A 25,650-nucleotide genomic window follows, 5' to 3' on the forward strand; every position below is an offset into this window, starting at 1 on the left:
GCCGGATGTCCGCCGTAGCCAACCTACCGACCGAACCCACGCGAGCGGACCACCCGCAACCGCGCGCCACAGCGCCGGTTCGGTGACGGGTTCTCGACTCAGGCCCCGGGCAGCGCCAGTTCGACCAGGGTGCGCGCCGCGCGCTGGGTGCGGTCGCGATCCCCGGTGATCAGATAGTCCTGGATGATCCCGCGCAGCCCCGAGACGAGCAGGGTGGCCACCACCTCGGGGTCCACCGCCAGTCCCGTCCGGCGCAGGGCGGCGGCGAGCTCGGCGACGAAGACGGCGATCGCGCCGTGCGCGTAGTCCTGATACGGCGAGTCCGGCGCGCACGCGGCACCGATCACCTGGAGCAGCACCCGCACGCTGTCGGACTCGGCGCCGACGAGGTTCAGTTCGCAGAAGGCGATCAACCGCTCGCGCAGCTGGGCGGGCTCGGTGACATCGTCGAAGACCGCGGTCAGGTCGGGCCGCTGCGTCGCCAGGGCCTGGACCAGCAGTTCCTCCTTGGTCCCGAAGTAGTGGATGAGCATGCGCGAGCTGGTCCCGAGCGCGGCGGCGAGCGGCCGCAACGACAGCTCGGCCAGGCCGTGCGCGGCGATATAGGCGACGACACCGGCCAGCAGGTCGGCGCGTTTGCGGTGATCGAGAGGACGGGCCATGGGTTGACTGTAGCGAGTGCTACAGGTATTCATGACGCCATGAATGTACCGATCGCTACAGAAACTGGCGACGACGTCGTGGTGACGGGGTACGCGGCGACCACCGCGCTGGCCGACACCATGGACGAGACGTGGACCCGGCTGCTGCGCGCCGAGAGCGGAATCCGCGCGCTGGCACCGGATTTCCTGGCCGAGCACGATCTGCCGGTGCGGATCGGCGGCCCGCTGGTCACCCCGCCGGACGCGGAGCTGACGCGCGTCGAGCAGCGCCGCCACTCCTACGTCGAACGCATGGCGCTGGTGCTCGGCCGCCAGGTCTGGCAGGCGGCGGGCGCGCCCGAAGTCGACCCCGAGCGGCTGGCCGTGGCCATCGGCACCGGACTGGGCGGCGGTGACGCGCTGATCGACGCGGTCGACGCGATGCGCGCGGGCGGCTATCGCAAGGTGTCGCCGCTGACCGTGCCGATGGTGATGCCGAACGGCCCGGCGGCCACGGTCGGACTCGACATCGGCGCGCAGGGGGGCGTTTTCGCGCCGGTATCGGCGTGTTCGTCGGGCTCGGAGGCCATCGCGCACGCGTGGCGGCTGATCCGCACCGGCGAGGCGGACGTGGTGGTCACCGGAGGCGTGGAGGGCCATATCGACCCGGTGCCGATCGCCGGGTTCGCGATGATGCGGGCCATGAGCACCCGCAACGAAGCACCCGAGCGAGCCTCCCGGCCCTTCGAGCGGGACCGCGACGGGTTCGTCTTCGGCGAGGCGGGCGCACTGCTGGTCCTCGAGTCCGAGCGCCATGCCAGGGCACGCGGCGCGCGGGTGCACGCGCGGGTGCTCGGCGCTGGCATCACCTCCGACGCCTTCCACATCGTGGCCTCCGACCCCGAGGGCACCGGCGCCGCACGGGCCATGCGCAAGGCCATACAGACTGCGGGACTGACACATTCGGACATCGACCATGTGAACGCGCACGCCACCTCGACGCCGATCGGCGACGCGTCCGAGGCCGCGGCCATCACCGCCGTCACGCCACACGCCTCGGTCTACGCGCCGAAATCCGCGCTGGGCCATTCGATCGGGGCCGTCGGCGCGCTGGAATCACTCATCACGATGCTGAGCCTGCGCGAGCAGATCGTCCCGCCCACACTGAATTTCGAGACACCGGACCCCGCGATCGACCTCGACATCGTGGCCGGGTCCGCGCGGCCACAGCGACTCGACTACGCGGTGAGCAATTCCTTCGGCTTCGGCGGACACAATGTCGCCCTGGCCTTCGGAAAAGCGTGACGGCGCCCCCGATCCGTGGATCAGGGGCGCCGCGTGGAGCTTTCGGTCAGGACTTGTCGAAGCGGGTGTCGACGAAGGACTTGAAGTCGACCTTGCCGGGCAGCGCCTTGGCGTCGGTGAAGGCGTCGGCGATCTCCTGCTCGGAGGCCACCACCTGATCACTGAGCTGGATCGGCTCCTTGATCGAGCGGGTCCAGGTGGTGCGCGAGGCGTCGACACTGATCTGGGTCAGCTCGGCGTACTTGGTGGACCAGGTGTCGAGGTTGTCCGAGGACCACTTGGTGGCCGCGGCGTAGCGCTGGAAGAAGTCGGCGAGCGCGGCGGACTTGCCCGCGTCGGCGATGGTCTTGTTGCCCGCGACCCAGAAGTTGTAGCCGTTGGCGGCCTGGTCGGCGGTGGCGATGGACTTGGCGCCGATCTCCTTCTCCGCGATGGCGGTGTAGGGGTCCCAGGTGGCCCATGCCTCGACGTCACCGCGGGTCAGCGCGGTGTAGCCGTCGGCGGGCGAGAGGTAGACCGGCTCCACATCGCTGAGCGACAGGCCCGCCTTCTTCAGCTGCAGCAGCAGATTGGCATTGGCCGAACTGCCCTTGTAGACCGCGACCTTCTTACCCTTGAGCCCGGCCACGGAGTTCACCGTCGAGTCCTTGCCGACCAGGATGGCGTCGCCCTTGCCGGTGGCCGACAGGGCGCCGACGATCTTCACATCGGCGTCGGCGGCCGCGCCGAAGATGACCGGGGTGTTGCCGGTCTGGGCGATATCGATACCGCCCGCGCTGGCCGCCTCGACCAGCGGCAGCCCGGCGGTGAAGGTGGAGAACTCGATCTTGTAGGGCAGATTCTCCAGCTGACCCGACGCCTTGAGCAGCACCTCGATCGAAATCGCCTTCTGGTCACCGACTTTCAGCGTGACGGTGCTCAGATCGACCGGGCCCGAGGGCGCCGCGTCGGTGGCCGCGTCATCACCGCAGGCGCTCAGCGAGAGAGCGGCGACGACGGCGAGGGCGAGCCCGGCCAGGCGAGACTTCGGAGTGCGTTTCACAGGAACAACTTTCGTGCGTGGGGTGCGGAAATCAGGGGGTGACGCCGAGCAGCGTGAGCAGCTGGGTGGCGTAGTCGGCGACCTCCGGTGACCCCGCGGTGCGCGGGCGCGGCAGGTCGATGGCCACGTCGGCGGCGATGCGCCCCTCGTCCAGGACGAGCACGCGGTCGGCCAGGGTGATGGCCTCGAGCACGTCGTGGGTCACCAGCAGCACGCCGAAGGCGCGCTGGTCGTGCAGGCCGAGCAGCAGCTCGTGCATGGTCAGGCGGGTCAGCGCGTCGAGGGCGCCGAAGGGCTCGTCGAGCAGCAGTAGCGTCGGCTCGGCCACCAGCGCCCTGGCCAGCGCCGCGCGCTGGGCCTCGCCGCCGGACAGCGTCAGCGGCCAGGCGTCGGCGCGTCCGGCCAGGCCGACCTCGGCGAGCAGTTCGCGCGCGGCCTTCTCGTCGGCGCGACGGTTGCGCGGCTTGGGCCTGCCGAGAGCGACATTGCGCACCACCGGCTGCCACGGGATCAGCCGCGCCTCCTGGAAGACGATGGTCGGCCTGCCCTCGACGGACACCTCGCCGTGGGTGGCGGTGTCGAGTCCACCGAGGACGCGCAGCAGGGTCGATTTGCCCGAGCCGCTGCGTCCGACGAGCGCGACGATCTCGCCGGTGCCGATATCGAGATCGATGCCGTCGAGCACGGTGCGCTCACCGAAGTGCTTGGCCAGTCCGGTGATTCGCGCGGCCGGGGTACGGGCCGACCTGCTGGGAATGGGGGTGACGGCGGCAGCGGTCATGACGGGAACCTCGCGATCGAGCGGCGGCGGGTGGCGGGCCGTACCACCGGGCGGATCGGGTGGACCCTCCGGCGGGAAGAGGTGGTGGCGGACATCAGCGATGGACCGCCGGGCGCCAGCGCAGGGCGCGGCGTTCGAGCAGGCGCACGATCGAGTCGGTGAGCAGGCCGAGCAGGCTGTAGATCACCAGGCCGAACACCACGATGTCGGTGCGCAGGAACTCGCGGGCGTTGTTGACCACGAAGCCCAGGCCCGCGCTGGCATTGATCTGCTCGGCGACGATGAGCGAGAGCCAGGCGATGCCGAGACTCTGCCGCACGCCGACCAGGATCTGCGGCAGCGCGCCGGGCAGGATCAGCAGCCGCAGCCGCTCGACCAGCCCGAGTTCCAGGGCACTGCCGAGTTCGAGCAGCTTGGGGTCGAGCTGGCGGATGCCGGAGAAGGTGTTGAGGTACAGCGGGAAGAACACGCCAAGGGCGATCAGGTAGACCTTCGGTTCCTCGCCGATGCCGAACCAGATGATGAACAGCGGGATCAGCCCGAACAGCGGAATGGTGCGGATCATCTGTAACGGCGGGTCTACGGCGTATTCGCCGATGCGGCTCAGCCCCGCGAGCACGCCGAGCACCAGCGCGAGCACCGCGCCGAGCGCGAAGCCGTAGAGCGCGCGCCCACCCGAGACGAGCAGGGCGTCACCGAGCTGCCCGGAACGGTAGATCTCGAGCCCGGCGTCGACGACCTTCGACGGCGCGGGCAGCTTCTTGGCCGGAATCCAGCCGCTACTGCTGCCGACCTGCCAGATCAGCAGCAGCGCGATCGGCGAGAGCGCACGCAGGAACCCAGCGCGACGGTACAGCGGAACCCGGCGCGCGCCGTTCTCGGTGGGCTTGGCCAACAACATGGGTGCATGGTGCCCGCCGGGCCACACCCGCCGACAGGGTTGGAATCAGCTCGAGAATTTCTCCGCCACCCACCGATCGGGCCCCGGTGCCGCGGCCCACGCTCCCCTCATCGGCGCGTGGGTCGCGGCCCTCTCGAATCATGCACCAGCACAGTATCTTCCGCGCAACAATGCCGTGGATCAATGGTGTTCGTGCAGTTCGCCCCAGGCCGGGAACGGGTCGGTGTAATTCGCCCAGGCGGCGGGTCCGGCGGCGTATTCGGCCTCGGTGAGCAGGGCGGCGTCGAGGGCGCGGCGCACGGCGGGGGCGTCCAGGCGCACGCCGATGAACACGATCTCCTGACCGGCGGGCACCTCGAGCGCGGACCACCAGGCGCCCGGCTCGAAGGTCAGGTTCGGTCCGGCCTGCGACCAGATCGCGGCCAGCTCGGGGCGGCTGGCGATCCAGCAGAAGCCCTTGCTGCGCAACATGCCTCGCAGTCCGGACAGCCCCGCGGCGAGCCGGTCGGGATGGAACGGCCGGTCGGCGACGTAGGCGAGGCTGCTGATGCCGTATTCCTCGGTCTCCGGGGTGTGCCCGCCCGCGAGTTCCTCGGCCCAGCCCTCGGCCTCGGCGGCGACGAGCGGGTTGTAGCGGCCGGTGTCGAGCACCTCGGCCAGGTCGACCGCGCCCCGCTCGGTGCGCAGCACGCGGGCGCGCGGATTGAGTCGGCGGACGGTGGCCTCGACGGTGGCGGCGGCGTTGGCGCTCACCAGGTCGGTCTTGTTGATCAGCAGCACGTCGGCGAACTCCACCTGGTCGACCAGCAGATCGGCGATGGTGCGCGAATCCCCTTCGCCCGCTTCGAGTTCCCGTTCGGCCAGGCCCTGGCCTCGCACCAGCTCGGCCAGGAAGGTGGACGCGTCGACCACGGTGACCATGGTGTCGAGCCGGGCGATCTCGCCCAGGCGAAAGCCGTCCTCGAATTCCCAGTCGAAGGTGGCGGCCACCGGCATGGGCTCGGAGATGCCGGTCGACTCGATCACCAACTGGTCGAAGCGGCCCGCGCGGGCCAGCCGGGCGACGGCCTCGATCAGGTCCTCGCGCAGCGTGCAGCAGATGCAGCCGTTGGTGAGTTCGACCAGTTTCTCCTCGGTGCGGTCGAGGTGGCCCTGGCCCGCGACCAGGGCGGCGTCGATGTTCACCTCGCTCATGTCGTTGACGATCACCGCGACCCGGCGGCCGTCGCGATTGGCGAGCACGTGGTTGAGCAGGGTGGTCTTGCCCGCGCCGAGGAACCCGGACAGGACGGTGACGGGGAGGGAAGTTGTGGTCACAAGTTAATGATAATGGTTTTCATTTGCACCACTCGGTCGGGGTCCCGACGGCGCTCCGGCGGCCGTAGGGTGACACCGTGAAGATGTTGCCGCTGACCCCCGATGGCCAGACCCCCGTCCGCGCGCTCACCATCGCGGGCACCGACTCCGGCGGCGGCGCCGGGATCCAGGCCGATTCGCGGACGATGGCGCTGTGCGGCGTGCACGCCTGCGTCGCGGTGGCGGCGGTGACCGTACAGAACACGGTGGGCGTCAGCGGGTTTCACGAGATTCCGGCGCACATCGTCGCCGATCAGGTGCGGGTGGTGGTGCGGGATATCGGCATCGGCGCGGCCAAGACCGGCATGCTCGCCTCCACCGCCATCATCGAGTCGGTGGCCGGGGTGTGCCGTGAACTCGGCATCGGTCGCGACGGCACGATTCCGCTCGTCGTCGACCCGGTCGCGGCCTCCATGCACGGCGACCCGCTGCTGCACGCCGAGGCGCTCGACGCGGTGCGCAACACCCTGATCCCGCTGGCCACCGTGGTCACCCCGAATCTCGACGAGGTCCGGCTGATCACCGGCATCGAGGTCGTCGACGACACCACCGCCCGCAAGGCCGCCGAGGCCCTGCACGCGCTGGGCGCGCAGTGGGCGATCGTCAAGGGCGGGCACCTGCGCACCTCCGAGGTGAGCACCGACCTGCTCTACGACGGCGACACCTTCCGCGAGTACACCGCCCCCCGCATCGCCACCGGCAACGACCACGGCGGCGGCGACACCCTGGCCGCGGCCATCGCCAGCGCCCTGGCCAACGGCTACTCCGTGCCCGACGCGGTCGAGTTCGCCAAGGAATGGACCTACCGCTGCCTGGCCGCCTCCTACGACCTCGGCGCGGGCCACGGCCCGGTCTCCCCGCTCTGGCGCCTGCACTGAATCTGCCCTGAACTCTTGACCGGCCCTGCGTGTCGGCCTACATTCACAAAAAGAGACAGATCTGTCTCTATTCGAGAGAGTGGGCAGCAGATGACCGAGCAGACCGCGGCGGCATTCGCGATCATCGAACGCTTGGCGGAGGCCAAGAGCAGGCAGGACGCGGCGACCGCGTTGTCGATCTACCATCCGGAGGGCGTCCTGGAATCGCCGCCACTGGGCACCCGCAGCGTCGGCGCCGAGATCCGCGACGCGATCGCGGGCTGGTTCCTGTTCGCCCCCGACTACGAGGTGCGGCTGGACGGCCACGGCGCGGACGGCGACACGCTGTGCTGCTGGGGCGAGATCACCTTCACCCCGGCCTTCACCTTCGACGGTTCGGTGCCCGACGGCACGCGGGCCACGGTGCCGGTGTTCATCCTGTTCCGGTTCCGGGACGGGTTGGTGAGCTGGGAGAGTTTCCATTTCGATGTCGCGGGTGTCGCGCGGCAGTGCGGTGTGGCCGCCTCGGCGCTGGTGCGTGCGGCATGATCGTCGGCGCCAGGAAGTCCAGCGATGTCTCGATGCGCGCCGCGCGCCACGAGCAGTGGGGTGCGCCGCTCACGGTGGTCGACATGGCGCGGCCGGAGCCCGCGGCCGGAGAGGTGCGCGTCGCGGTGCACGCGACCAGCGTCAATCCTGTCGATCGGTTCACCGGGCTCAACGCGGGGTACGAGCAGTCGATGCGGTTGCCGTTCGTGCCCGGCTGGGATGTCGCGGGGGTGGTCGACGCGGTCGGGTACGGCGTCACCCGGTACGCGGTGGGCGACCGGGTCTTCGGACTGGCCTGGTTCCCGCACCCTGCGGGCGCCTACGCGGAGTACCTGACCGTGCCCGCGTATCAGCTCGCGCCCATGCCGGTCTCGGCCTCGTTCACCGAGGCCGGGAGTCTGCCGATGGGCGCGTTGACGGCATGGCAGATGCTCGACGCCGGACGAGTGCGCGCCGGACAGCGGGTGCTGGTGAGCGGGGCCTCGGGCGGGGTGGGTCATCTGGCGGTGCAGATCGCGGCCGCGCGCGGCGCCACGGTGACGGCCCTGGCACGGCCCGAGCACCACGCCACCCTGCGCGAGCTGGGCGCGCACGCGTGCGTCGACTACACCGACGCCGAGGCGGTGGCGGCGATCGAGCCGGTCGACGTGGTACTCGATCTGGTGGGCGGCGCGTTCGGCACCGCGCTGTTCGACCGGGTCCGGCACGGCGGTAGCGCCGTGTTGGCGATGGCGTGGTCGATCCCCCACTTCCGCGCCGAGGCGCGGGCTCGCGGTATCCACGCGGTCTCCTACCTGGTCGAACCCGATCCGGAGGGGCTGCGCGCGCTCGCGACGCTGGTCGACGACGGGGCGGTGCGCGTGAAGATCGGCGCCGAGTTCGAGCTGGCGCAGGCCGCGGCGGCGCAGCAGTGGGTGGCGGATCGGCGCGGGTTCGGCAAAGCTGCCATCGTGGTGAGACACGAATGAGCGACAAGCCCAAGCAGGCGCGCGGAGCGGCGGTGCGCGACACCCTCGTCGGCATCGCGGCCGACCTCTTCTACGCCGACGGCGTGCGGGCGGTCGGCGTCGACGAGGTGGTGCGCCGCTCGGGCATGGCCAAGGCCAGCCTGTACCGGTGGTTCCCGAGCAAGGACGATCTGGTACTCGCGGTCCTGCAACGGCGCGACGAGAACTTCTGGGCCGCCTGGGATTCCGCCGCCGAATCGGCCCCGGATCCGCGTGCCGAACTCGACGCGCAGCTCACCTGGATCCAGCGGCTCGCGACCCATCCGGACTACCGGGGCTGTGCCTTCGTCAACACCGCCGCCGAATTCGGTGACGGCGCCTCGGCGGCCGTGCGGCAGCGCTGCTTGGACCACGAGCAGGAACTGCGACGCAGGCTGCGCGCGCTCGCCGAGCGTCTCGCGGTAGAGGACAGCGCGCGGTTCGCCGACCTGATGCATCTCGGGATCGTCGGAGCCTTCGCGACCGGCGGGATCTACGAGTCGGGTGGTCCGGCAGATCAGCTGCGGACGTTGGCGGCGAGCTTGCTGGGTGAGGCACCCCCACCGGTTCCAACGACGTGACCGGCGAGAACAACGGAGTTCGTGTCGGGCGCGGCAGGACGTTCAGTCGGCGACGAACGCGTCGCGCAGCGGCTGGGACAGGTCCACGCGGACCTGGTTGAAGCTGGCATGCGCCTGGGCCAGTGCCGAGATGCTCTCGGCCAGATAGTCGACGAAGCGCTCCACCGGCATCGCCGAGACCTCGCGCTGATTCGCGCCGAGCCACCAGTCCGTGGCCGAGGCCACCGCGCCGAAAATCGAATAGTTCACCAGCTCGATCCCGGCCACGTCGACCGATTCGGTCGGCAGCAGGCCCGCGAAGAACTCCGCCGCCCGGCGCGCGGACTGCCGGGCTGCCTCCAGCGCCCGTTCGGTCTCCTTGGCCTGCTGACTGAAGTGGCTGTGCAGCATGAACCGGAAGACGTTCGGATGCTCCGACACCACCGAGACGTAGGCGGCGGCGCCGGTGCGGACCAGCTCGGCCAGCGAGTCGTCGGTGAGGTCGACGCTGGTGAGCACCCGCTCCCAGAGCATGTCGCGCACCCGGTCGACGATGGCGTTGTAGAGGTCGGTCTTGTCCTCGAAGTGGCGGTAGAGCTTGGGCTTGGCGGCGCCCGCCTCCCTGGCGATATCACCCATGCTCACATCGGGTCCGACCCGGTCCAGCGCGCGGAAGGCGGCGTCGACGAACTGGATGCGGACCTGCACGCGATGCTCGCGCCAGCGCTCGGTCCGCGCGTCGACACGGCGGCCCGGTGCCTCGCCTGATTTCGGGTAACCGCGCGTCACAAACAGCAGCTTATTGTCGTCGCGGGGTCCCGGTGCTGGCAGGGGTGAAGTTTGCCGGAACGGCAAGATTTGTTGCGCGATTCCGCGAGGCGCCCACACGATGGACGCATGACCGATACCACCACCCCCACCGCCGAAGAGTTCTGGGAAGGCTTCTACCGCGACCGCGAGCAGGTATGGACCGGCAGGGCGAATCCGCTGTTGGTCCGCGAGGTCACCGAGCTGACGCCCGGTACCGCGCTGGACCTGGGTTGCGGCGAGGGCGGCGACGCGATCTGGCTGGCCGAACGCGGCTGGCGGGTCACCGCCGTCGACATCTCGGCCGTCGCCATGGAACGCGGCGAGCGCCGGGCGCGCGAGGCCGGACTCACGATCCACTGGGAGCGCCACGACCTGACCGCCAGCTTCCCGGCGGGCGGCTTCGACCTGGTCTCCGCGCAGTTCCTGCATTCGCCCGTGGAGCGGCCCGACGAGCGCGCGGTGATCCTGCGCCGGGCCGCGGCCGCCGTCGCGCCCGGCGGCGTGCTGGTGATCGGCGGACACCACGGCTGGCCGAGCTGGGTCACCGAACCGCCGCACCACGCCGACTTCCCCACCACCGAGCAGATCCTCGCGCAGCTCGCACTGGGCCCGCAGTGGCGGGTGGAGACCGACGAACTCGTCTACAGCCCCTCGACCAGCCCCGACGGCGTGGTCGGCGAGCGCGCCGACAGCGTGCTGCGGGTGCGCCGCGACTAACCGGCCTTCGGCACCGCGTCACCGTTGCGGTGCCGCGAGAGCAGATAGAGCACCCACATGACGATCGGCAGCAGCAGGTCCGTCCACAGCGGGATACCGATGTTGTAGGGCTTGGTGTTGTCCTCGGCGATCCAGAAGTAGAGGTGCCCGGCCGCGTCACCCCAGTACTGGATGCTCAGCACCACGATCACACACAGCCAGAAGTGGCCGCGGAACCAGTAGGCCATGATGCCGACCACGCCGATGGCCAGATCACCCATCGCGTTCTCCCACTGGAAACCGCCGTCGCCGCGGGTGTAGCCGATCTGCTCGGCGACCTGCGGGCCGTCGAAGATGTGGGCGGCCGCGCCCAGCACGGACGCGACGCCGACCACGGCCACCATCCACCAGACCAGGTGGATGTCGGCCGCCGGGCGGTCCGGGTGCCGACGGATCTGGACGAACGCGCCGACCAGGGCGACCAGTACTGCGATAAGGGTGGGCATCGGAGCCTCCCGTGTCGTCGAACCTCCCCATTTTAGCTGGTGAGGGGCCCGCGCGGGATCCCCAGCAACCTCCCAGCTCGGTCCCAGCTCAGTGGCAGCGCTGGCATCGAGGGTGGTGCCATGACTCAGACCGAGGCCGAGCCGAAGGCCACGCCGAGCAGCCGGGCACCGGTGCTCGACGTGGTGATACCCGTCTACAACGAGGAGACCGATCTAGGACTGTGCGTGCGCCGACTGCACGCGTATCTGCGCGACGGATTCCCCTTCACCGCGCGCATCACCATCGCCGACAACGCCAGCACCGACGCCACCCTCGCGGTGGCCCAGCTGCTGGCGGGCGAACTCGACGGCGTGCGGGTGCTGCACCTGGACGCCAAGGGCCGCGGGCGCGCGCTGCGGGCGGCGTGGAGCGCGTCGGACGCGACGGTGGTGGCGTACATGGACGTCGACCTGTCGACCGATCTGAACGCGCTGCTGCCGCTGGTCGCCCCGCTGGTCTCGGGACATTCCGAGCTGGCCATCGGCACCCGCCTGGACGCCTCGGCCCGGGTGGTGCGCGGCCCCAAGCGCGAGATCATCTCCCGCTGCTACAACCTGCTGCTGAAAACCACTCTGCGCGCGGGCTTTTCCGACGCGCAGTGCGGGTTCAAGGCCATCCGTAGCGAAGTCGCGCGCGAACTGCTGCCGCTGGTACGGGACGGCGAGTGGTTCTTCGACACCGAACTGCTGGTGCTGGCCGAACGGGCGGGGCTGCGCATCCACGAGGTGCCGGTGGACTGGATCGACGATCCCGACAGTCGCGTCGACATCGTCGACACCGCCAGCAAGGACCTGCGCGGCATCTGGCGGCTCACCAAGGCGCTGGCCACGGGCGCGCTGCCGCTGGAGGAGTTGCGCGCCGCGGTCGGCCGCGAACCGCTGGTCGCCGGAGTTCCGCTCGGAATGGTCGGGCAGCTGGTGCGGTTCGCCATCGTCGGCGTGAGCTCCACGCTGGCCTACATCGTGCTGTACCTGCTGCTGCAACCGCTGCTCGGCGCCCAGGGCGCCAACCTGCTGGCCCTGCTGCTGACCGCCGTCGGCAATACCGCCGCCAATCGCGCCTTCACCTTCGGCGTGCGCGGACGCGCCGATGCGCTATCCCACCAGTTCCAGGGCCTGGCCATCTTCGCCTTCGGCCTCGCCGTCACCAGCGGCTCCCTCTTCGCGCTGCACCGCTGGGCACCTGACGTCGCCGTGGGGGTCGAGCTCGGTGTCTTGATCACCGCGAACCTCGTTGCCACCCTGGCGCGTTTCGTCGGATTGCGCTGGGTCTTCCGCCACGCGGGCACTGATCTGCCCGGCTCCGGTGCGTCGCTCGCGACCAATGGCCTCGCATCGGCGCAAGGCACCTCGGCCGCCAATGCCGCTACCGAGCCGATGTACGCCATGGTTCGCCCGGCCGAGGACAGGACGCCCAGCGATCCCCAGGATGTGCGGCACGCGGACGGCGTGGAGGTGCGCCGATGACCGCGACCATCGTGGAGACACCGGCGAGCGTCGAGATCGCCGCCGAACGCCGAAAGCGCTGGGAATACCCGGCATTGGCGGTGTTGCTGCTCGGGACCGTCGTCGCCTATTTGATCAACCTGAGTGCCAACGGCTGGGCCAACGACTTCTATGCCGCCGCGGTGCAGGCGGGTTCGCAGTCGTGGGAGGCGTTCTTCTTCGGGTCCTCGGACGCGGCCAATTCGATCACCGTCGACAAACCACCGGCCTCGCTGTGGGTGATGGAACTGTCGGTGCGGGTGTTCGGGCTCAACAGCTGGAGCATGCTGGTGCCGCAGGTGCTGCTCGGAGTGGCGACCGTGGCCGTGCTGTGGGCGGCGGTGCGCCGGTCGTTCGGCCCGGCCGCCGGACTGATCGCGGGCACGGTGCTCGCGGTGACACCCGTCGCGGTGCTGATGTTCCGCTTCAACAATCCCGACGCGCTACTGGTGCTGCTGATGACGGCGGCCGCCTGGGCGATGACCCGCGCCGTGGCCGACGGCCGGTGGCGCTGGCTGCTGCTCACCGGCGGCCTGATCGGCTTCGGCTTCCTCGCCAAGCAACTCCAGGTGCTGCTGGTGGTGCCCGCGCTGGCACTCACCTACCTGATCGCGGGCCCGCCGAAGCTCGGCAAGCGCATCGCGCAACTGTTCGCCGCCGGTGCCGCCATGGTGGTGGCGGCGGGTTGGTGGCTGCTGACGGTGGAGCTGTGGCCCGCCGACCAGCGGCCGTGGATCGGTGGGTCGCACGAGAATTCGATCATCGAACTCACCCTCGGCTACAACGGACTCGGCCGTCTCAATGGCAATGAACGCGGCAGCGTGGTGCCGGGCGGCGGCGATATGCCCGGCGGTGGTCCTGGCGGTGGTGGCATGTGGGGCAGCACCGGCATCACCCGCCTGTTCGAGCCAGCCCAGGGCGGTCAGATCGCGTGGCTGATCCCGGCGGCCCTGCTCGGCCTGGTGGCCGGACTGGTGTTGCGTGGCCGTGCGCCGCGCACCGATCGGCGCCGCGCCGCGCTGATCCTCTGGGGCGGTTGGCTTCTCGTCACCGGGCTGGTCTTCAGCTACATGGCGGGCATCTTCCACCAGTACTACACGGTGGCCCTCGCACCGGCTGTCGCCGCGCTGGTCGGTATCGGCGCCGTTCAGCTGTGGGGTGCGCGCGATCGGCTGTGGGTCCGTCTCACCTGCGCGCTCGGCGTCGGCCTGACCACCGCCACCGCGTGGATGCTGTTGTCGCGCAGCGCTTCCTTCCAGCCGTGGTTGCGCTGGACGATCCTCGTCGCGGGAATCGTGGCGACCATCGCCCTCGCATTCCCCTTGGCCCGCAAGCAATCCCTGGTCGCCGCCCTCACCGCCGCCTTCGTCGCCCTCGCGGGTCCGGTGGCCTACTCCATCGACACCCTCGCCACCGGTCACTCCGGCGCGATCCCGAGCGCGGGTCCGAATGCCGGTGGGATGCACGGCATGGGCGGCCCCGGCATGCGCCCCGAGTGGAACGGTGGCCGGGCAGGCGTCGTCCCTGACGGCACCCTGTCCTCGGACGGCACCTCACCTGACGGCGCCGCTCCCCCCGGTAGTTCCGTCACAGCGGATGGCGCCGGGTCGGGTGGGTCGGATGGTCGAGGTGGTCGGATGCAGGGTGGCCCGGGGCGTGGAGGGGCGGGTGGGCTGTTGAACGGGTCGCGGCCCAGCGACGGGATCGTCACCCTGCTCGAACAGAACGGCACCGAGTACACCTGGGTCGCCGCGACGGTCGGCTCCAACAGTGCCGCCGGGTATCAGCTCGCCACCGAACTCCCGGTCATGCCGATCGGCGGATTCAACGGCAGCGATCCCTCGCCCACTCTCGAACAGTTCCAGCGTTATGTCGCCGCCGGGAAGATCCACTACTTCATCTCCGGTGGACATGGTGGGCCCGGTGGGGGCGAAAGCGCCTCGGTGAGTTCGGCGATCACGACGTGGGTCACCGAGAACTACACCGCGATCACCGTCGACGGGGTCACGATGTACGACCTGACCCAGCCGAAGGTGTAGTCAGCCCGAAATGTGGCCTGGCGGAACACAATCCGCCAGGCCATCCGGCCGTTACGACTTCTCGAGCGTGCCGCGTGGGGCCACCCAGCGGTGGTTCAGGTCGAGGATCGAGGCGACGGTTTCGAAATCGGCGTCGTAGTGGAAGAGAACCAGGCGATGCTCGACCGCCAGTACGGCGGCGAGCAGATCGTGGATGCCGACCGCGCGGTGGCGACCGGAACGGGCCAGTTCACGTTGGACCGCGAACGCGCTGTGCCAGTGCTCGTCGTTGGTGGGCAGATATTCGTAGGCAGCGCGGCGGCGGAACCGGATCTGTTCATACTCGGCGGGGCCGCGGGCGCTGTAGAGCGCCTCCGAATCCAAGGGAGCGCAGGTGGCCACCAGACCGGCGGTGAGAAGCGGGCCCAACTCGGCGGCGACTTCGGGATGCCGCATCCGGGCACCGGCGCTGGTGTCGATGAGGTAGCGAGCGGTTATCGCCATACGTCATCGCGCCGCTCTTTGTCGGCCATCTCGGCCAAGCCACCCTCGATGAGCCACTCGACTTCGGCGGCGCGCGCCCGAGCCACCACCGCGGAACTCAACGCGGCGCGCACCGTATCGGAGACCCCCGAGGTGCCCAGTGCGTCCTGTGCGGACGCGAGCAGCTCGTCGTCGATCTCGATCAGTCGCTTGGTCATGTCGCTATCCCTCGATATATATTCCCCCATGCGGAGACTATATACCCGTGAACGCGCAGGTCACAAGGGCTGTTACGGCCCGTTCAGGGCGGCGTGGAGGGTGGCCGCCCACTGGTCGACGATCAGTTTGCGGCGGGCCGAGTCGTCGGTGAGGACGTCGGCCAGGCCGAGCCCGCGGGCCAGGTCGAGGGTGGCCTGGACCAGGTGGTGGTTGACGGGGTCGGAGTCGTCCACGCCGAGGGCTTCGACGGCGCGGCGGTGGGCGATGCGGCCGAAGCGGGCCTCCAGGGGGACGATGCGTTCGCGCAGGGCCGGGTCGGCGGCGGCGTGCGTCCACACCTGTAGCGCCGCTTTGAACAGCGGCGAGGTGTAGGACTCGACCAGGCCGGAGACCACCGCGCGGGTGCGGCCCGCGCCCTCGGCGACCCCGCTGATCGCGGTCGCCTCGGCGCTGGACTGTTCCATCCTGGTGTCGAACATGTACTCGAGCGCGGCGGTGATCAGGTCTTCCCTGGTGGGGAAATGGTGCTGGGCCGCCCCGCGCGACACCCCGGCCCGTTCGGCGACCACCGACACGGTCGCGGCCGCCCAGCCGGTCTCGGCCAGGCAGTCGATGGTGGCCTCCAGCAGCCGCTGCCGGGTGGCCCGGCTGCGGTCCTGCTTGGGTTCGTGGGGTGTCGCCATCGGACTATTGTGCCCAGCTGGGCGGACGCTTCTGGAAGAAGGCCGTCATGCCCTCGATCACCTCGGGGGTGCCGAAGAACCCCGCCGAGCGCCGCGCGAGCTCCTCGGCCTCGGCGTCGAAGCGCGCCAGCAGCACCGAGTTGACCAGCCGCTTGGACTCCGCCAGCCCCTGCGGCGACCCCTTGCGCAGCTCGCCACACAGGCGTTTCACCTCGGCGGCGGCATCGGTGGCCGCCACGGTGACCAGCCCGATCTCCCGCGCGGTGGCCGCGTCGAACTTCTCGCCGGTGAGGAAGTAGCGGCTCGCCGAGCGCTGGTCCATGCGCGGCACCAGGGTGAGCGAGATCATGAACGGCGCCATCCCGATGCGTACCTCGGTGAGCGCGAAACTGCTGCCCGGCCCCGCCACGACGAGGTCGCAGGCACCGATGATGCCCATGCCCCCGGCGCGGACATTGCCGTCGATCCGCGCGACGACCGGCTTGGGCGAGGCGAGGATGCCGCGCAGCACGTCGATCATCACCCGGGTGCGCTGATCGGCCGCCGTCGCCGGGTCGGCGGTGCTGGCCTCCTTGAGGTCGGCACCGGCGCAGAACGTATCGCCGGTGTGCGCGAGGACGATGCCGCGCACGGCCGGATCGGTGTTCGCCGCGTCCAGCCCGGCCAGCAGCTCACGCACCAGCTTGGACGAGAGCGCGTTGCGGTTGTGCGGGGAATCGAAGGTCAACGTGGCGAACCCGTCGACGACCTCGTAACGGACGAACGGTGCTTCCGTCACGTCACTCATCGGGACTCCTGTTCATCCGGGAGGAGAGGTGGCCGCCCCACCACCGGGGCGGCCACCTTCGGGACTAGTACGAGCGCGGCAGGCCGAGCGAGTGCTGCGAGACGAAGTTGAGGATCATCTCGCGGCTCACCGGGGCGATGCGCATGATGCGCGCCGCCTGCAGCATGGCCGACAGGCCGACCTCCTTGGTCAGGCCCGAGCCACCGTGGGTCTGGATGGCCTGGTCCAGTGCCTTGATGCTGGCCTCGGCCGCCGCGTACTTGGCCATGTTGGCGGCCTCGGCGGCACCGAACTCGTCGCCCTGGTCGTAGAGCGTGGCGGCCTTCTGCATCATCAGCTTGGCCAGTTCCAGCTCGATCTTGATCTGCGCCAGCGGGTGTGAGATGCCCTGGTGCGCGCCGATCGGGGTCTTCCAGACGGTGCGCTCCTTGGCGTATTCCACCGCGCGATCGATGGCATAGCGGCCCAGGCCGATGGCCATGGCCGAGCCCATGATGCGCTCGGGGTTCAGACCCGCGAACAGCTGGGCCAGGGCGGCGTCCTCGGAGCCGACGAGGGCGTCGGCGGGCAGGCGCACGTCGTCGAAGAAGAGGGTGTACTGGTTGTCCGGCTCGATGACGTCCATCTCCTGGACGTTCTTCACCAGGCCGGGCGCGTCCACCGGCACGATGAACAGCGCGGGCTTGAGCTTGCCGGTCTTGTGGTCCTCGGTGCGCGAGACCACCAGGATGGCCTCGGCCTGATCGACACCGGAGATGAAGATCTTGCGGCCGTTGAGGATCCAGTCGTCACCGTCGCGGCGGGCGGTGGTGGTGATCTGGTGCGAGTTGGAACCCGCGTCGGGCTCGGTGATGGCGAAGACCATCTTGGCCGAACCGTCGGAGAGCTTGGGCAGCCAGCTCTGCTTCTGCGCGTCGGTGCCGTACTTGGTGATGATGGTGCCGCAGATGGCCGGGGAGACCACCATGAGCAGCAGACCGGCGCCCTGGGCGGAGAGCTCTTCCTGCACCAGCGCCAGCTCGTACATGCCAGCGCCACCGCCGCCGAACTCCTCGGGCAGGTTCACGCCGAGGAAACCGAGCTTGCCCGCCTCGTCCCACAGTTCGGTGAGCGGCTCGTTCTTGCGCGAGAGCGGCAGCACGTAGTCGCGGTAGTTGTACTTGGCCGCCAGCGACGCGACCGCCGCCCGCAGCGCGGTCTGCTCTTCGGTTTCGATGAACGTCATGCCTGCTCCTGCTCTTCTTCCTCGACCACCGCGAGGACGGTTCCGACCTCGACCTGCTGGCCGACGGTCACATTGAGTGCGCTGAGGACGCCGGTGGCGGGCGCGGCGATGGTGTGTTCCATCTTCATGGCCTCGAGCCACAGGATGGGCTGGCCCTGGGTCACCTGGTCGCCCTCGGCGGCACCGAGCCGGATCACGCTGCCCGGCATGGGTGCCAGCAGCGAACCGGCCGCCACCTGCTCGGACGGGTCGGTGAAGCGCGGCAGCCTGCGCACGGCCACCGGGCCGAGCGGGGAGTCCACCGCGACGAGGTCGCCGTAGCGGGCGATCTCGAACTGCCTGCGCACCGGGCCGCGTTCGCCGGGCACCGCCAGCACAACGCGTTCGGGTGTCGCCGAGATCAGCTCGAGGCCGTCGTGGCCCTCGACCTGTACGCCGGTGCGGGTGAAGCGGTAGCGCACCTCGTGCGTGCCGGAGGTGCGGCTCTCGTAGGACTTGGTCTGTGGCAGCGAGGCCAGGTTGCGCCAGCCACTGGGTGCCAGCCGGGTGAAGCGGCTGGACGCGTGGTTCGCGGCCGAATCCGCCAGGGCGGCAGCGATGATCGACAAGGCTTCGTCGGCCTCGGAGGCCAGCGGCGCCGACAACGCGGCCAGGTCGTGGGTGACGAAGAAGGCGGTGTCGGTGTCGCCCGCCAGGAAGGCCGGGTGCCGCAGCACCCGCACGAGCAGGTCGCGGTTGGTGACCAGGCCGTGGATCTTGGCGCGCTGCAAGGCGGTGGCGAGCAGATGCGCTGCCTCCGCACGGGTTTCGGCGTAGGAGATGACCTTGGCCAGCATCGGGTCGTAGTGCACGCCGACGACCGAGTCGTCCACCACGCCGGTGTCCAGGCGTACGCCCGGCTGGTCGAGCACGGTGAATTCACCGGCGGTGAACGGAATCTCGATCTTGTGGACCGGTCCGCTCTGCGGCTGCCAATCGTGGGCGGGGTCCTCGGCGTAGAGGCGGACCTCGATCGAGTGGCCGCGCAGGGCGGGCTGGGTCGCGGGCAGCGGCAGGCCCGACGCGACCTGCAATTGCAGGCGGACGAGGTCCAGGCCGGTGGTCTGCTCGGTGACCGGATGTTCCACCTGGAGACGGGTGTTCATCTCCAGGAAGAAGAAGTCACCCTTCTCGTCGGCCAGGAACTCGACGGTGCCAGCACCCTCGTAACCGATGGCCTCGGCCGCCAACCGGGCCGCCTCGAACAGGCGATCACGCATGCCGTCGATCTTCTCGACCAGCGGCGACGGGGCTTCCTCCACCACCTTCTGGTGCCGACGCTGGATCGAGCACTCGCGCTCGCCCACCGCCCAGGTCTTGCCGAAAGTGTCCGACATGACCTGCACTTCGATGTGACGGCCGGTCTCGAGATAGCGCTCGCAGAACACGGTCGGGTCGCCGAAGGCTGATTCGGCCTCGCGGCGGGCGGCGGCGATCTGATCCTGCAACTCGCCCAGCTCGCGCACCACGCGCATACCGCGACCGCCACCACCTGCCGACGCCTTGATCAGCACCGGCAGGTGCGCCTCGGTGACCTCGGCCGGGTCCAGCTCGGCCAGCACCGGCACCCCCGCGGCGTCCATCATCTTCTTGGACTCGACCTTGGAGCCCATCTGCTCGATGGCCGCGACCGGCGGGCCGATCCACACGAGCCCGGCGTCGAGCACCGCTCGCGCGAATTCGGCGTTCTCCGAGAGGAATCCGTAGCCGGGATGGATGGCGTCGGCACCGGCCGACAGCGCCGCCTCGATGATCAGCTCACCGCGCAGGTAGGTCTCGGCGGGGGTGTTGCCGGGCAGCCGGATGGCGGCGTCGGCCTCGGACACGTGCGGCGCCGCGGCATCCGCGTCGGAGTAGACGGCGGTGGTGCCGATGCCCATCCGACGGCAGGTGGCGAACACGCGACGCGCGATCTCACCACGGTTGGCGACAAGAACATTGGTGATAGCCATGTGGTCGCGCCTCACATTCGGAAGACGCCGAAGCCCTCGGCGCCCTGGATCGGTGCGTTGTGGATGGCCGACAGGGCCATTCCCAGCACGGTGCGGGTGTCACGGGGGTCGATGATGCCGTCGTCGAAGAGCCTGCCCGACAGGAACATCGGCATGGCCTCGGCCTCGATCTGCGACTCCACCATGGCGGCCAGCCCGGCGGCGGCCTCCTCGTCGAAAGGCAGGCCCTTGGCCTCGGCGGCACCGCGCTGCACGATGGTGAGCACCCCACCGAGCTGCGCGCCACCCATCACGGCCGACTTGGCGCTGGGCCAGGCGAACAGGAAGCGCGGGTTGAACGCGCGCCCGCACATGCCGTAGTGGCCCGCGCCGTAGGAGGCGCCCATGAGCAGCGAGATGTGCGGCACCTTGGAGTTGGCGACCGCGTTGATCATCATCGCGCCGTGCTTGATGATGCCGCCGTGCTCGTACTCCTTGCCGACCATGTAGCCGGTGGTGTTGTGCAGGAACAACAGTGGCGTGTTCTTCTTGTTCGCCAGCTGGATGAACTGGGTGGCCTTCTGCGATTCCTCGGAGAACAGCACACCGCGCGCGTTGGCCAGGATGCCGATCGGGTAACCGTTGATCTCGGCCCAGCCGGTGACCAGGCTGGAACCGTAGAGCGGCTTGAACTCGTCGAAGTCCGAGCCGTCGACCACGCGGGCGATGACCTCGCGCGGGTCGAACGGGATCTTCAGGTCCGAGGGCACGATGCCGAGCAGTTCCTCGGGATCGTAGAGCGGCGAGATGACCTCGGCGCGCGGCTCGGGGCCCTGCTTCTTCCAGTTCAGCCTGCGCACGATATTGCGGCCGATGCGGATGGCGTCCTGTTCGTCGGCGGCCATGTAGTCGGCCAGACCCGAAGTGCGCGCGTGCATCTCGGCACCGCCGAGGGTCTCGTCGTCGGAGTCCTCACCGGTGGCCATCTTCACCAGCGGCGGTCCGGCCAGGAAGACCTTCGCGCCCTCCTTGACCATCACCACATAGTCGGACATACCCGGGATGTAGGCGCCACCGGCGGTGGAGTTGCCGAAAACCAGGGAGATGGTGGGGATTCCGGCCGCCGACGCCTGGGTCAGGTCGCGGAACATCGCGCCGCCCGGGATGAAGACTTCCTTCTGCGTCGGCAGATCGGCGCCACCGGACTCCACCAGCGAGATCACCGGCAGCCGGTTCTCGCGCACGATGTCGTTGATGCGCAAGGTCTTCCGTAGCGTCCACGGGTTCGAGGTGCCACCGCGCACGGTCGGGTCGGGCGCGACGATCATGCACTCGACACCCTCCACGATGCCGATCCCGGCGATCGTGGAGGCGCCCACATGGAAGTCACTGCCCCAGGCGGCCAGCGGGCACAGTTCGAGGAACGGCGAGTCCTCGTCGAGCAGCAGCTCGATGCGCTCGCGCGCGGTCAGCTTACCGCGCTTGTGATGCCGGGCCACCTTCTCGGGCCCGCCACCGGCGATCGCCTTGGCGAACTCGCCCTCGATCTCGGCGAGCTTGGTCGTCATGGCCTCGGCGGCCGCGGTGTACTCCTCGGACGCGGGGTCGAGGGTGGAACGGAAGGTCGTCACGACTGGTACCCCAATACTTTCGACGCCAGCATGGTCAGGATCTCGTTGGTGCCGCCGCCGATGCCGATGATGCGGATGTCGCGGTAGATGCGCTCGACTTCGGATTCGCGCATGTAGCCCATGCCGCCGTGCAGCTGGACGGCCTGGTTGGCGACCCACTCGACGGTTTCGACAGCGGTGTTCTTGGCGAAGCAGACCTCGGCGATCAGCCCCTGTTCGCCGTTCTCGACGCGCTCGACCAGCGAGCGGGTGTAGACGCGGGCCAGGTCGACGCGTCGCGCCATCTCGGTGAGGGTCATCTGGACCGACTGGCGGCTGATCAGCGGGCGGCCGAAGGTCTCGCGGTTGCGGGTCCACTCGAGGGTGAGGTCGAGGGCGCGCTGGGCCATCGAGTACGCCTGCACGGCCAGGCCCACCCGTTCGCTGACGAAGGCGTTGGCGATCTGGGCGAAGCCGGAGTTCTCCGCGCCGACCAGGTTGCTCGCGGGCACCCGCACGTCGGTGTAGGACAGCTCACCGGTATCGGAGGCCAGCCAGCCCATCTTCTCCAGCTTGCGCGTCACCTCGAAACCCGGTGTGTCGGTGGGCACGATGATCAGCGAGACTCCCGCCGCGCCCGATCCACCGGTGCGCACCGCGGTGACGATGAAGTCCGCGCGACAGGCCGAGGTGATGAAGGTCTTGGCGCCGTTGATGACGAAGTCGTCGCCGTCGCGCACCGCCGAGGTGGTGAGGTGGCCGACATCGGAGCCGCCGCCGGGCTCGGTGATGGCGAGCGAGCCGATCAGGTCACCGGCCAGCGTCGGCTTGACCCACTTCTCGATCTGCTCCTCGTTGCCGGAGGCGATGATGTGCGGCAGGGAGATCCCGCAGGTGAACAGCGAGGCCCAGGTGCCGCCGGAGGCGCCCGCGTAGTGGAACTCCTCGCCGACGATCACGCCGTCGATGGCCGAACCGCCCTCGCCACCGGCGAATTCGGGGTACTCGATACCGAGCAGCCCGAGTTCGCCCGCCTTCTTGTGCAGTTCGCGCGGCAGTTCGCCCTCACGTTCCCAGGTGTCGAGGTCGGGCAGGATCTCCCGCTCGACGAACCCGCGCACGGTGGCGCGCAGCTCTTTACGTTCCGGGGTATCCCAAACAGATGTCATGCGAGCAGCTCCGTCGGCATCTCTAGGTGGCGGGAGCGCAGCCATTCGCCGAGCCCCTTGGCCTGCGGGTCGAAACGCGCCTGGTAGGCGACGCCCTTGCCGAGCAGGCCGGAAATGATGAAGTTGACCGCGCGCAGATTCGGCAGCACTGTGCGGGTGACGGTCAGCGCGGCCGTCTCCGGCAGCAGCTCCTGGAGCTTTTCCACCGTGAGGGTGTGCACGAGCCACTGCCATTGCGCGTCGGTGCGCACCCAGACGCCGATATTCGCGTCGCCGCCCTTGTCGCCACTACGGGCCAGCGCGATAGTGCCCAGCGGCACGCGGGTGGTCTCCGACGGGGCGGGCGCGGCGGGCAGCTCGGGTTCCGGAACCGGTTCCAGCACAGCGGTTTCGGTGGCGGGCGCGATATCGACGCGGGTGCCGTCGGCGAGCACGGCGATGTGGGGCACCTCGTGCGCGTCGACGAAGCCGGGCGTGAACACGCCGTAGGGCGAGCCGTTGCCCGGCAGCGAGGTGAAGGTCGCGCCGGGGTAGCTGGCCAGCGCCAATTCCACCGCGACACTGGAGAATCCGCGTCCGACCTTGTTCGGGTCGGGGTCGCGCACGATGCAGCGCAGCAGCGCGCTGGCCTGTTCCTCGGTCTCGGCGTCGGGGCGATCCAGGCGGGCCAGGGTCCAGGTGAGTTCGGCGGGCTTGTCCGGCAGCCAGGCTTCCAGCTGACGCTGCGCCAGCGCGGCCTTGGCCTCGATGTCGAGTCCGGTGAGGATGAACTCCATCTCGTTGCGGAAGCCGCCGAGGGTGTTGAGCGAGACCTTGAGTTGCGGCGGCGGTGCCTCACCGGTGACACCGCTGATCAGCACCCGATCCGGGCCCTCCTGCTCGAGGGTGATGCTGTCCAGACGCGTGGTGACGTCGGGACCGGCGTAGCGGGCGCCCTGGATCTCGTACATGAGCTGGGCTTCGACCGTGTCGACGGTGACCGCGCCACCGGTGCCCGCGTGCTTGGTGATGACGCTGGAGCCGTCGCGGCGGATCTCGGCGATCGGGAAGCCGGGGCGGCCCAGCTCGCCGAGTTCGGTGAAGAAGGCGAAGTTGCCGCCGGTGGCCTGGGTGGAGCATTCGATCACGTGTCCGGCGGCGACGGCACCCGCCAGCGCGTCGTAATCGGCGCGGCCCCAACCGAAGTGGGCGGCGGCCGGGCCGACGATGACCGAGGCGTCGGTGACCCGTCCGGTGACGACGATGTCGGCGCCGGAGTTCAGGCACTCGACGATGCCCCACGCGCCGAGGTAGGCATTCGCCGTGAGCGGCTGACCCAGGTCGAGCTCGGCGGCGCGGCCGACCAGGTCGTCGCCCTCGACGTGGGCGATCTTGGCGTCCAGGCCGAGATCGGCGGCGACCTTGCGCAACCGCTCCGCGAGCCCGGCCGGGTTCAGGCCGCCCGCGTTGGTGACGATCTGGACCTTGCGTTCGAGCGCGAGGCCGAGGCAGTCCTCGATCTGTCGGACGAAGGTCTTGGCGTAGCCGAGGCTCGGGTCCTTCATCCGGTCGCGGCCGAGGATGAGCATGGTGAGTTCGGCGAGGTAGTCGCCGGTCAGCACGTCGAGCTGCCCACCTTCGAGCATCTCGCGCATGGCGCTGAGCCGGTCACCGTAGAAGCCGGAGCAGTTGCCGATCCGGATCAGGTCGGGGTCGGCCGAGAGTGGACTCATGCGGTCCAGGATCACATCGGTTCAGAAAAAAAGCAAGCAAGCGTGCTTGTTAATTGCGGGCAATCGACCAGGCAAGATGGGAGCATGTCCAACTCCACTGCGGTGATCCTGCTGTTCGCCCTCACCGGTTTCCTGCTGGGCGGCGCCTACACCACCTGGAAGACCAACCGTCAGCTCTCCGTCGCCCTGCTGGTGGCCGCGGTCATGGCGGCCGTGGGCGCGCTGCTGTGGCTGTGACTCAGGGTGCGGTGAGTTTGAAGATGCGCACGTCCTCGGGGACGCCGTTGAGCGGCGCGGCCCAGAAGTTGCGTTTGTAGGGCTTGACGGTGGCGCCCAGTTCGGCGAGCGTGTCCGGGCGCAGCGCCTCCAGGGTGGTACTGGACAGCATCATGTTGCCGTTGCCGCCCGCCTCCATCATCCTGGCGGCGATATTGACGTCGACGCCGAGCCAGTCGCCGCCGATCTCGCGCGGCGAGCCGGTGTGCAGGCCGACGCGCATGCGGGGTTTGTAGCCCTCGACCTCGACGTGCGCGAGATTGCGCCGGGCGGCCAGTGCCGCGCGGACCGCGCGATCGGGCGAGGAGAACACCGCCATCAGGCCGTCACCCATGCGCTTGACCACCTGACCGCCGCGCTCGGCGATCGGCGGCTCGATCGCCCTGGCGACCTTGCGCAGCAGTTCGAGGGTGCGTTCGTCACCCGCGGCCAGCGACCAGCTGGAGAAGGCGACCAGGTCGGTGAACACGATGGTCACCTCCTCGGTGCCGCGCCCGCGGCCGAGGCGTTCCAGGGCCGCCTGCCAGACCTGGAGGGCGCCGAAGCCGATCTCCCTGGCCGCGGTGGGCGTGCCGCCGACGATCTTGTCCGCGACCCGGGCCACGGCCCTGGCCCCACCGGGTCCGGAGACCGAGAGCGGATCGCCGAAGGAGGGGTCACCGGGCAGCTGCTGCCTGGCCTTGCGCACGGCCCCGATGACATCGGCGCGCCGGTTGGCCGCCTGTAGTTTCGAGGAGATCTGGACACGCCTGCGAGCAGCCCGCGCGGCGTCGGTTCCCGCCGTGGGGAGGGTCTCGTCGGTCTCGATCGGCTCCAACGGGATGACCACCTCCGGGACCTTGTCGTGCGGTCGCGGATCCGCCCCGCCAGAAGGCGTTTCACTCACGCCACGAGGGTATCTCACGCAACGACAACCGCCGGTCCGCTGTTTGTGTCCAGCGGACCGGCGATCGTGCCTCCGACAGCCGGGCAGCGGCCGTCGGA

The 25,650-nt window shown here is 69.6% G+C and carries 26 protein-coding genes; 9 read left to right on the top strand and 17 right to left on the bottom strand.

All coding sequences use genetic code 11. The features are described 5' to 3' along the window. Window positions 1–98 precede the first annotated feature (98 nt). On the bottom strand, window positions 99–662 hold the full coding sequence (locus QC180_RS06915; RefSeq protein WP_278261754.1) for a TetR/AcrR family transcriptional regulator: 564 nt from the start codon (window positions 660–662) through the stop codon (window positions 99–101). A 39-nt stretch (window positions 663–701) separates the two neighbouring features. On the opposite strand from QC180_RS06915, the gene QC180_RS06920 reads away from it, so the two are divergent. Further along, the gene (locus QC180_RS06920; protein WP_278261755.1) at window positions 702–1,946 is read left to right on the top strand and encodes a KasA/KasB family beta-ketoacyl-ACP synthase; all 1,245 of its coding nucleotides are present in this window, start codon (window positions 702–704) and stop codon (window positions 1,944–1,946) included. 46 nt (window positions 1,947–1,992) lie between these two features. On the opposite strand, the gene QC180_RS06925 is transcribed toward QC180_RS06920, so the two are convergent. From QC180_RS06925 to QC180_RS06940, 4 genes are all read right to left on the bottom strand, one after another. Continuing rightward, window positions 1,993–2,988: an ABC transporter substrate-binding protein gene (locus tag QC180_RS06925; protein WP_278261756.1), complete on the bottom strand. Its 996-nt coding sequence runs from the start codon at window positions 2,986–2,988 to the stop codon at window positions 1,993–1,995. Window positions 2,989–3,019: 31 nt separating this feature from the next. After that, entirely contained in the window at window positions 3,020–3,769 is a 750-nt protein-coding gene (locus tag QC180_RS06930) for an ABC transporter ATP-binding protein (protein ID WP_278261757.1), read from the bottom strand. Between the two features lie 94 nt (window positions 3,770–3,863). Beyond that, window positions 3,864–4,670: an ABC transporter permease gene (locus QC180_RS06935; RefSeq protein WP_278261758.1), complete on the bottom strand. Its 807-nt coding sequence runs from the start codon at window positions 4,668–4,670 to the stop codon at window positions 3,864–3,866. A 180-nt stretch (window positions 4,671–4,850) separates the two neighbouring features. After that, a complete protein-coding gene (locus tag QC180_RS06940; protein ID WP_278261759.1) occupies window positions 4,851–5,987 on the bottom strand; it encodes a GTP-binding protein in 1,137 nt (378 codons plus the stop codon). Between the two features lie 77 nt (window positions 5,988–6,064). Here QC180_RS06940 and thiD point away from each other — a divergent pair, with 77 nt between their 5' ends. From thiD to QC180_RS06960, 4 genes are all read left to right on the top strand, one after another. Then, window positions 6,065–6,904 (top strand): bifunctional hydroxymethylpyrimidine kinase/phosphomethylpyrimidine kinase, encoded by an 840-nt coding sequence (gene thiD / locus QC180_RS06945; RefSeq protein ID WP_278261760.1) that lies wholly within the window; start codon window positions 6,065–6,067, stop codon window positions 6,902–6,904. A gap of 90 nt (window positions 6,905–6,994) precedes the next feature. Beyond that, window positions 6,995–7,432 carry a nuclear transport factor 2 family protein gene (locus QC180_RS06950; protein ID WP_278261761.1) on the top strand — a complete coding sequence of 146 codons (438 nt, stop codon included), beginning with the start codon at window positions 6,995–6,997 and terminating at the stop codon, window positions 7,430–7,432. Continuing rightward, a complete protein-coding gene (locus QC180_RS06955; RefSeq protein WP_278261762.1) occupies window positions 7,429–8,400 on the top strand; it encodes an NADP-dependent oxidoreductase in 972 nt (323 codons plus the stop codon). Before QC180_RS06950 ends, QC180_RS06955 begins: the two co-directional genes overlap by 4 nt. After that, on the top strand, window positions 8,397–8,999 hold the full coding sequence (locus QC180_RS06960) for a TetR/AcrR family transcriptional regulator (RefSeq protein WP_278261763.1): 603 nt from the start codon (window positions 8,397–8,399) through the stop codon (window positions 8,997–8,999). Before QC180_RS06955 ends, QC180_RS06960 begins: the two co-directional genes overlap by 4 nt. A 42-nt stretch (window positions 9,000–9,041) precedes the next feature. Here the strand turns inward: QC180_RS06960 and QC180_RS06965 are convergent, their stop codons facing one another. Then, window positions 9,042–9,767, bottom strand: coding sequence for a TetR/AcrR family transcriptional regulator (locus tag QC180_RS06965; RefSeq protein ID WP_278261764.1), 726 nt, complete (start codon window positions 9,765–9,767; stop codon window positions 9,042–9,044). Between the two features lie 108 nt (window positions 9,768–9,875). On the opposite strand from QC180_RS06965, the gene QC180_RS06970 reads away from it, so the two are divergent. Continuing rightward, window positions 9,876–10,505: a class I SAM-dependent methyltransferase gene (locus QC180_RS06970; protein ID WP_278261765.1), complete on the top strand. Its 630-nt coding sequence runs from the start codon at window positions 9,876–9,878 to the stop codon at window positions 10,503–10,505. Here QC180_RS06970 and QC180_RS06975 read toward each other — a convergent pair. Continuing rightward, window positions 10,502–10,990 carry a DUF6790 family protein gene (locus QC180_RS06975; RefSeq protein ID WP_278261766.1) on the bottom strand — a complete coding sequence of 163 codons (489 nt, stop codon included), beginning with the start codon at window positions 10,988–10,990 and terminating at the stop codon, window positions 10,502–10,504. The two genes, QC180_RS06970 and QC180_RS06975, sit on opposite strands and share 4 nt — an antisense overlap. A gap of 120 nt (window positions 10,991–11,110) precedes the next feature. On the opposite strand from QC180_RS06975, the gene QC180_RS06980 reads away from it, so the two are divergent. Both QC180_RS06980 and QC180_RS06985 read left to right on the top strand, forming a co-directional pair. Continuing rightward, window positions 11,111–12,496 carry a bifunctional glycosyltransferase family 2/GtrA family protein gene (locus tag QC180_RS06980; protein ID WP_278261767.1) on the top strand — a complete coding sequence of 462 codons (1,386 nt, stop codon included), beginning with the start codon at window positions 11,111–11,113 and terminating at the stop codon, window positions 12,494–12,496. Next, entirely contained in the window at window positions 12,493–14,553 is a 2,061-nt protein-coding gene (locus QC180_RS06985) for a glycosyltransferase family 39 protein (RefSeq protein WP_278261768.1), read from the top strand. Before QC180_RS06980 ends, QC180_RS06985 begins: the two co-directional genes overlap by 4 nt. 51 nt (window positions 14,554–14,604) lie before the next feature. On the opposite strand, the gene QC180_RS06990 is transcribed toward QC180_RS06985, so the two are convergent. The 9 genes from QC180_RS06990 to QC180_RS07030 form a co-directional block, all read right to left on the bottom strand. Beyond that, window positions 14,605–15,036 carry a PIN domain-containing protein gene (locus QC180_RS06990; protein WP_278261769.1) on the bottom strand — a complete coding sequence of 144 codons (432 nt, stop codon included), beginning with the start codon at window positions 15,034–15,036 and terminating at the stop codon, window positions 14,605–14,607. Then, the gene (locus QC180_RS06995; protein ID WP_278261770.1) at window positions 15,027–15,233 is read right to left on the bottom strand and encodes a DUF2191 domain-containing protein; all 207 of its coding nucleotides are present in this window, start codon (window positions 15,231–15,233) and stop codon (window positions 15,027–15,029) included. The genes QC180_RS06990 and QC180_RS06995 overlap by 10 nt, the downstream gene beginning before the upstream one ends. A gap of 72 nt (window positions 15,234–15,305) precedes the next feature. Continuing rightward, window positions 15,306–15,917 (bottom strand): TetR/AcrR family transcriptional regulator, encoded by a 612-nt coding sequence (locus tag QC180_RS07000; protein WP_278261771.1) that lies wholly within the window; start codon window positions 15,915–15,917, stop codon window positions 15,306–15,308. Window positions 15,918–15,921: 4 nt separating this feature from the next. Beyond that, on the bottom strand, window positions 15,922–16,704 hold the full coding sequence (locus QC180_RS07005; RefSeq protein WP_278261772.1) for an enoyl-CoA hydratase family protein: 783 nt from the start codon (window positions 16,702–16,704) through the stop codon (window positions 15,922–15,924). A 64-nt stretch (window positions 16,705–16,768) separates the two neighbouring features. Continuing rightward, window positions 16,769–17,929, bottom strand: a complete 1,161-nt coding sequence (locus QC180_RS07010) for an acyl-CoA dehydrogenase family protein (RefSeq protein WP_278261773.1) — start codon at window positions 17,927–17,929, stop codon at window positions 16,769–16,771. After that, entirely contained in the window at window positions 17,926–19,920 is a 1,995-nt protein-coding gene (locus QC180_RS07015) for an acetyl/propionyl/methylcrotonyl-CoA carboxylase subunit alpha (protein ID WP_278261774.1), read from the bottom strand. The genes QC180_RS07010 and QC180_RS07015 overlap by 4 nt, the downstream gene beginning before the upstream one ends. Window positions 19,921–19,931: 11 nt before the next feature. Beyond that, window positions 19,932–21,530, bottom strand: coding sequence for an acyl-CoA carboxylase subunit beta (locus QC180_RS07020; RefSeq protein WP_278261775.1), 1,599 nt, complete (start codon window positions 21,528–21,530; stop codon window positions 19,932–19,934). Next, on the bottom strand, window positions 21,527–22,678 hold the full coding sequence (locus QC180_RS07025; RefSeq protein ID WP_278261776.1) for an acyl-CoA dehydrogenase family protein: 1,152 nt from the start codon (window positions 22,676–22,678) through the stop codon (window positions 21,527–21,529). Before QC180_RS07025 ends, QC180_RS07020 begins: the two co-directional genes overlap by 4 nt. Then, complete coding sequence (locus tag QC180_RS07030) at window positions 22,675–24,390, bottom strand: acyclic terpene utilization AtuA family protein (protein WP_278261777.1); 1,716 nt, start codon at window positions 24,388–24,390, stop codon at window positions 22,675–22,677. The genes QC180_RS07025 and QC180_RS07030 overlap by 4 nt, the downstream gene beginning before the upstream one ends. A gap of 84 nt (window positions 24,391–24,474) precedes the next feature. Between QC180_RS07030 and QC180_RS07035 the strand changes: the two genes are divergently transcribed. Then, a complete protein-coding gene (locus QC180_RS07035) occupies window positions 24,475–24,627 on the top strand; it encodes a hypothetical protein (RefSeq protein ID WP_278261778.1) in 153 nt (50 codons plus the stop codon). A gap of 1 nt (window position 24,628) precedes the next feature. Here QC180_RS07035 and QC180_RS07040 read toward each other — a convergent pair whose 3' ends face one another. Continuing rightward, the gene (locus tag QC180_RS07040) at window positions 24,629–25,495 is read right to left on the bottom strand and encodes an adenylate/guanylate cyclase domain-containing protein (protein WP_474646401.1); all 867 of its coding nucleotides are present in this window, start codon (window positions 25,493–25,495) and stop codon (window positions 24,629–24,631) included. Between the last annotated feature and the right edge of the window lie 155 nt (window positions 25,496–25,650).

It is taken from the genome of Nocardia anocheti (assembly GCF_029675105.1).
In the GTDB taxonomy this organism is placed as follows: Bacteria; Actinomycetota; Actinomycetes; order Mycobacteriales; family Mycobacteriaceae; genus Nocardia.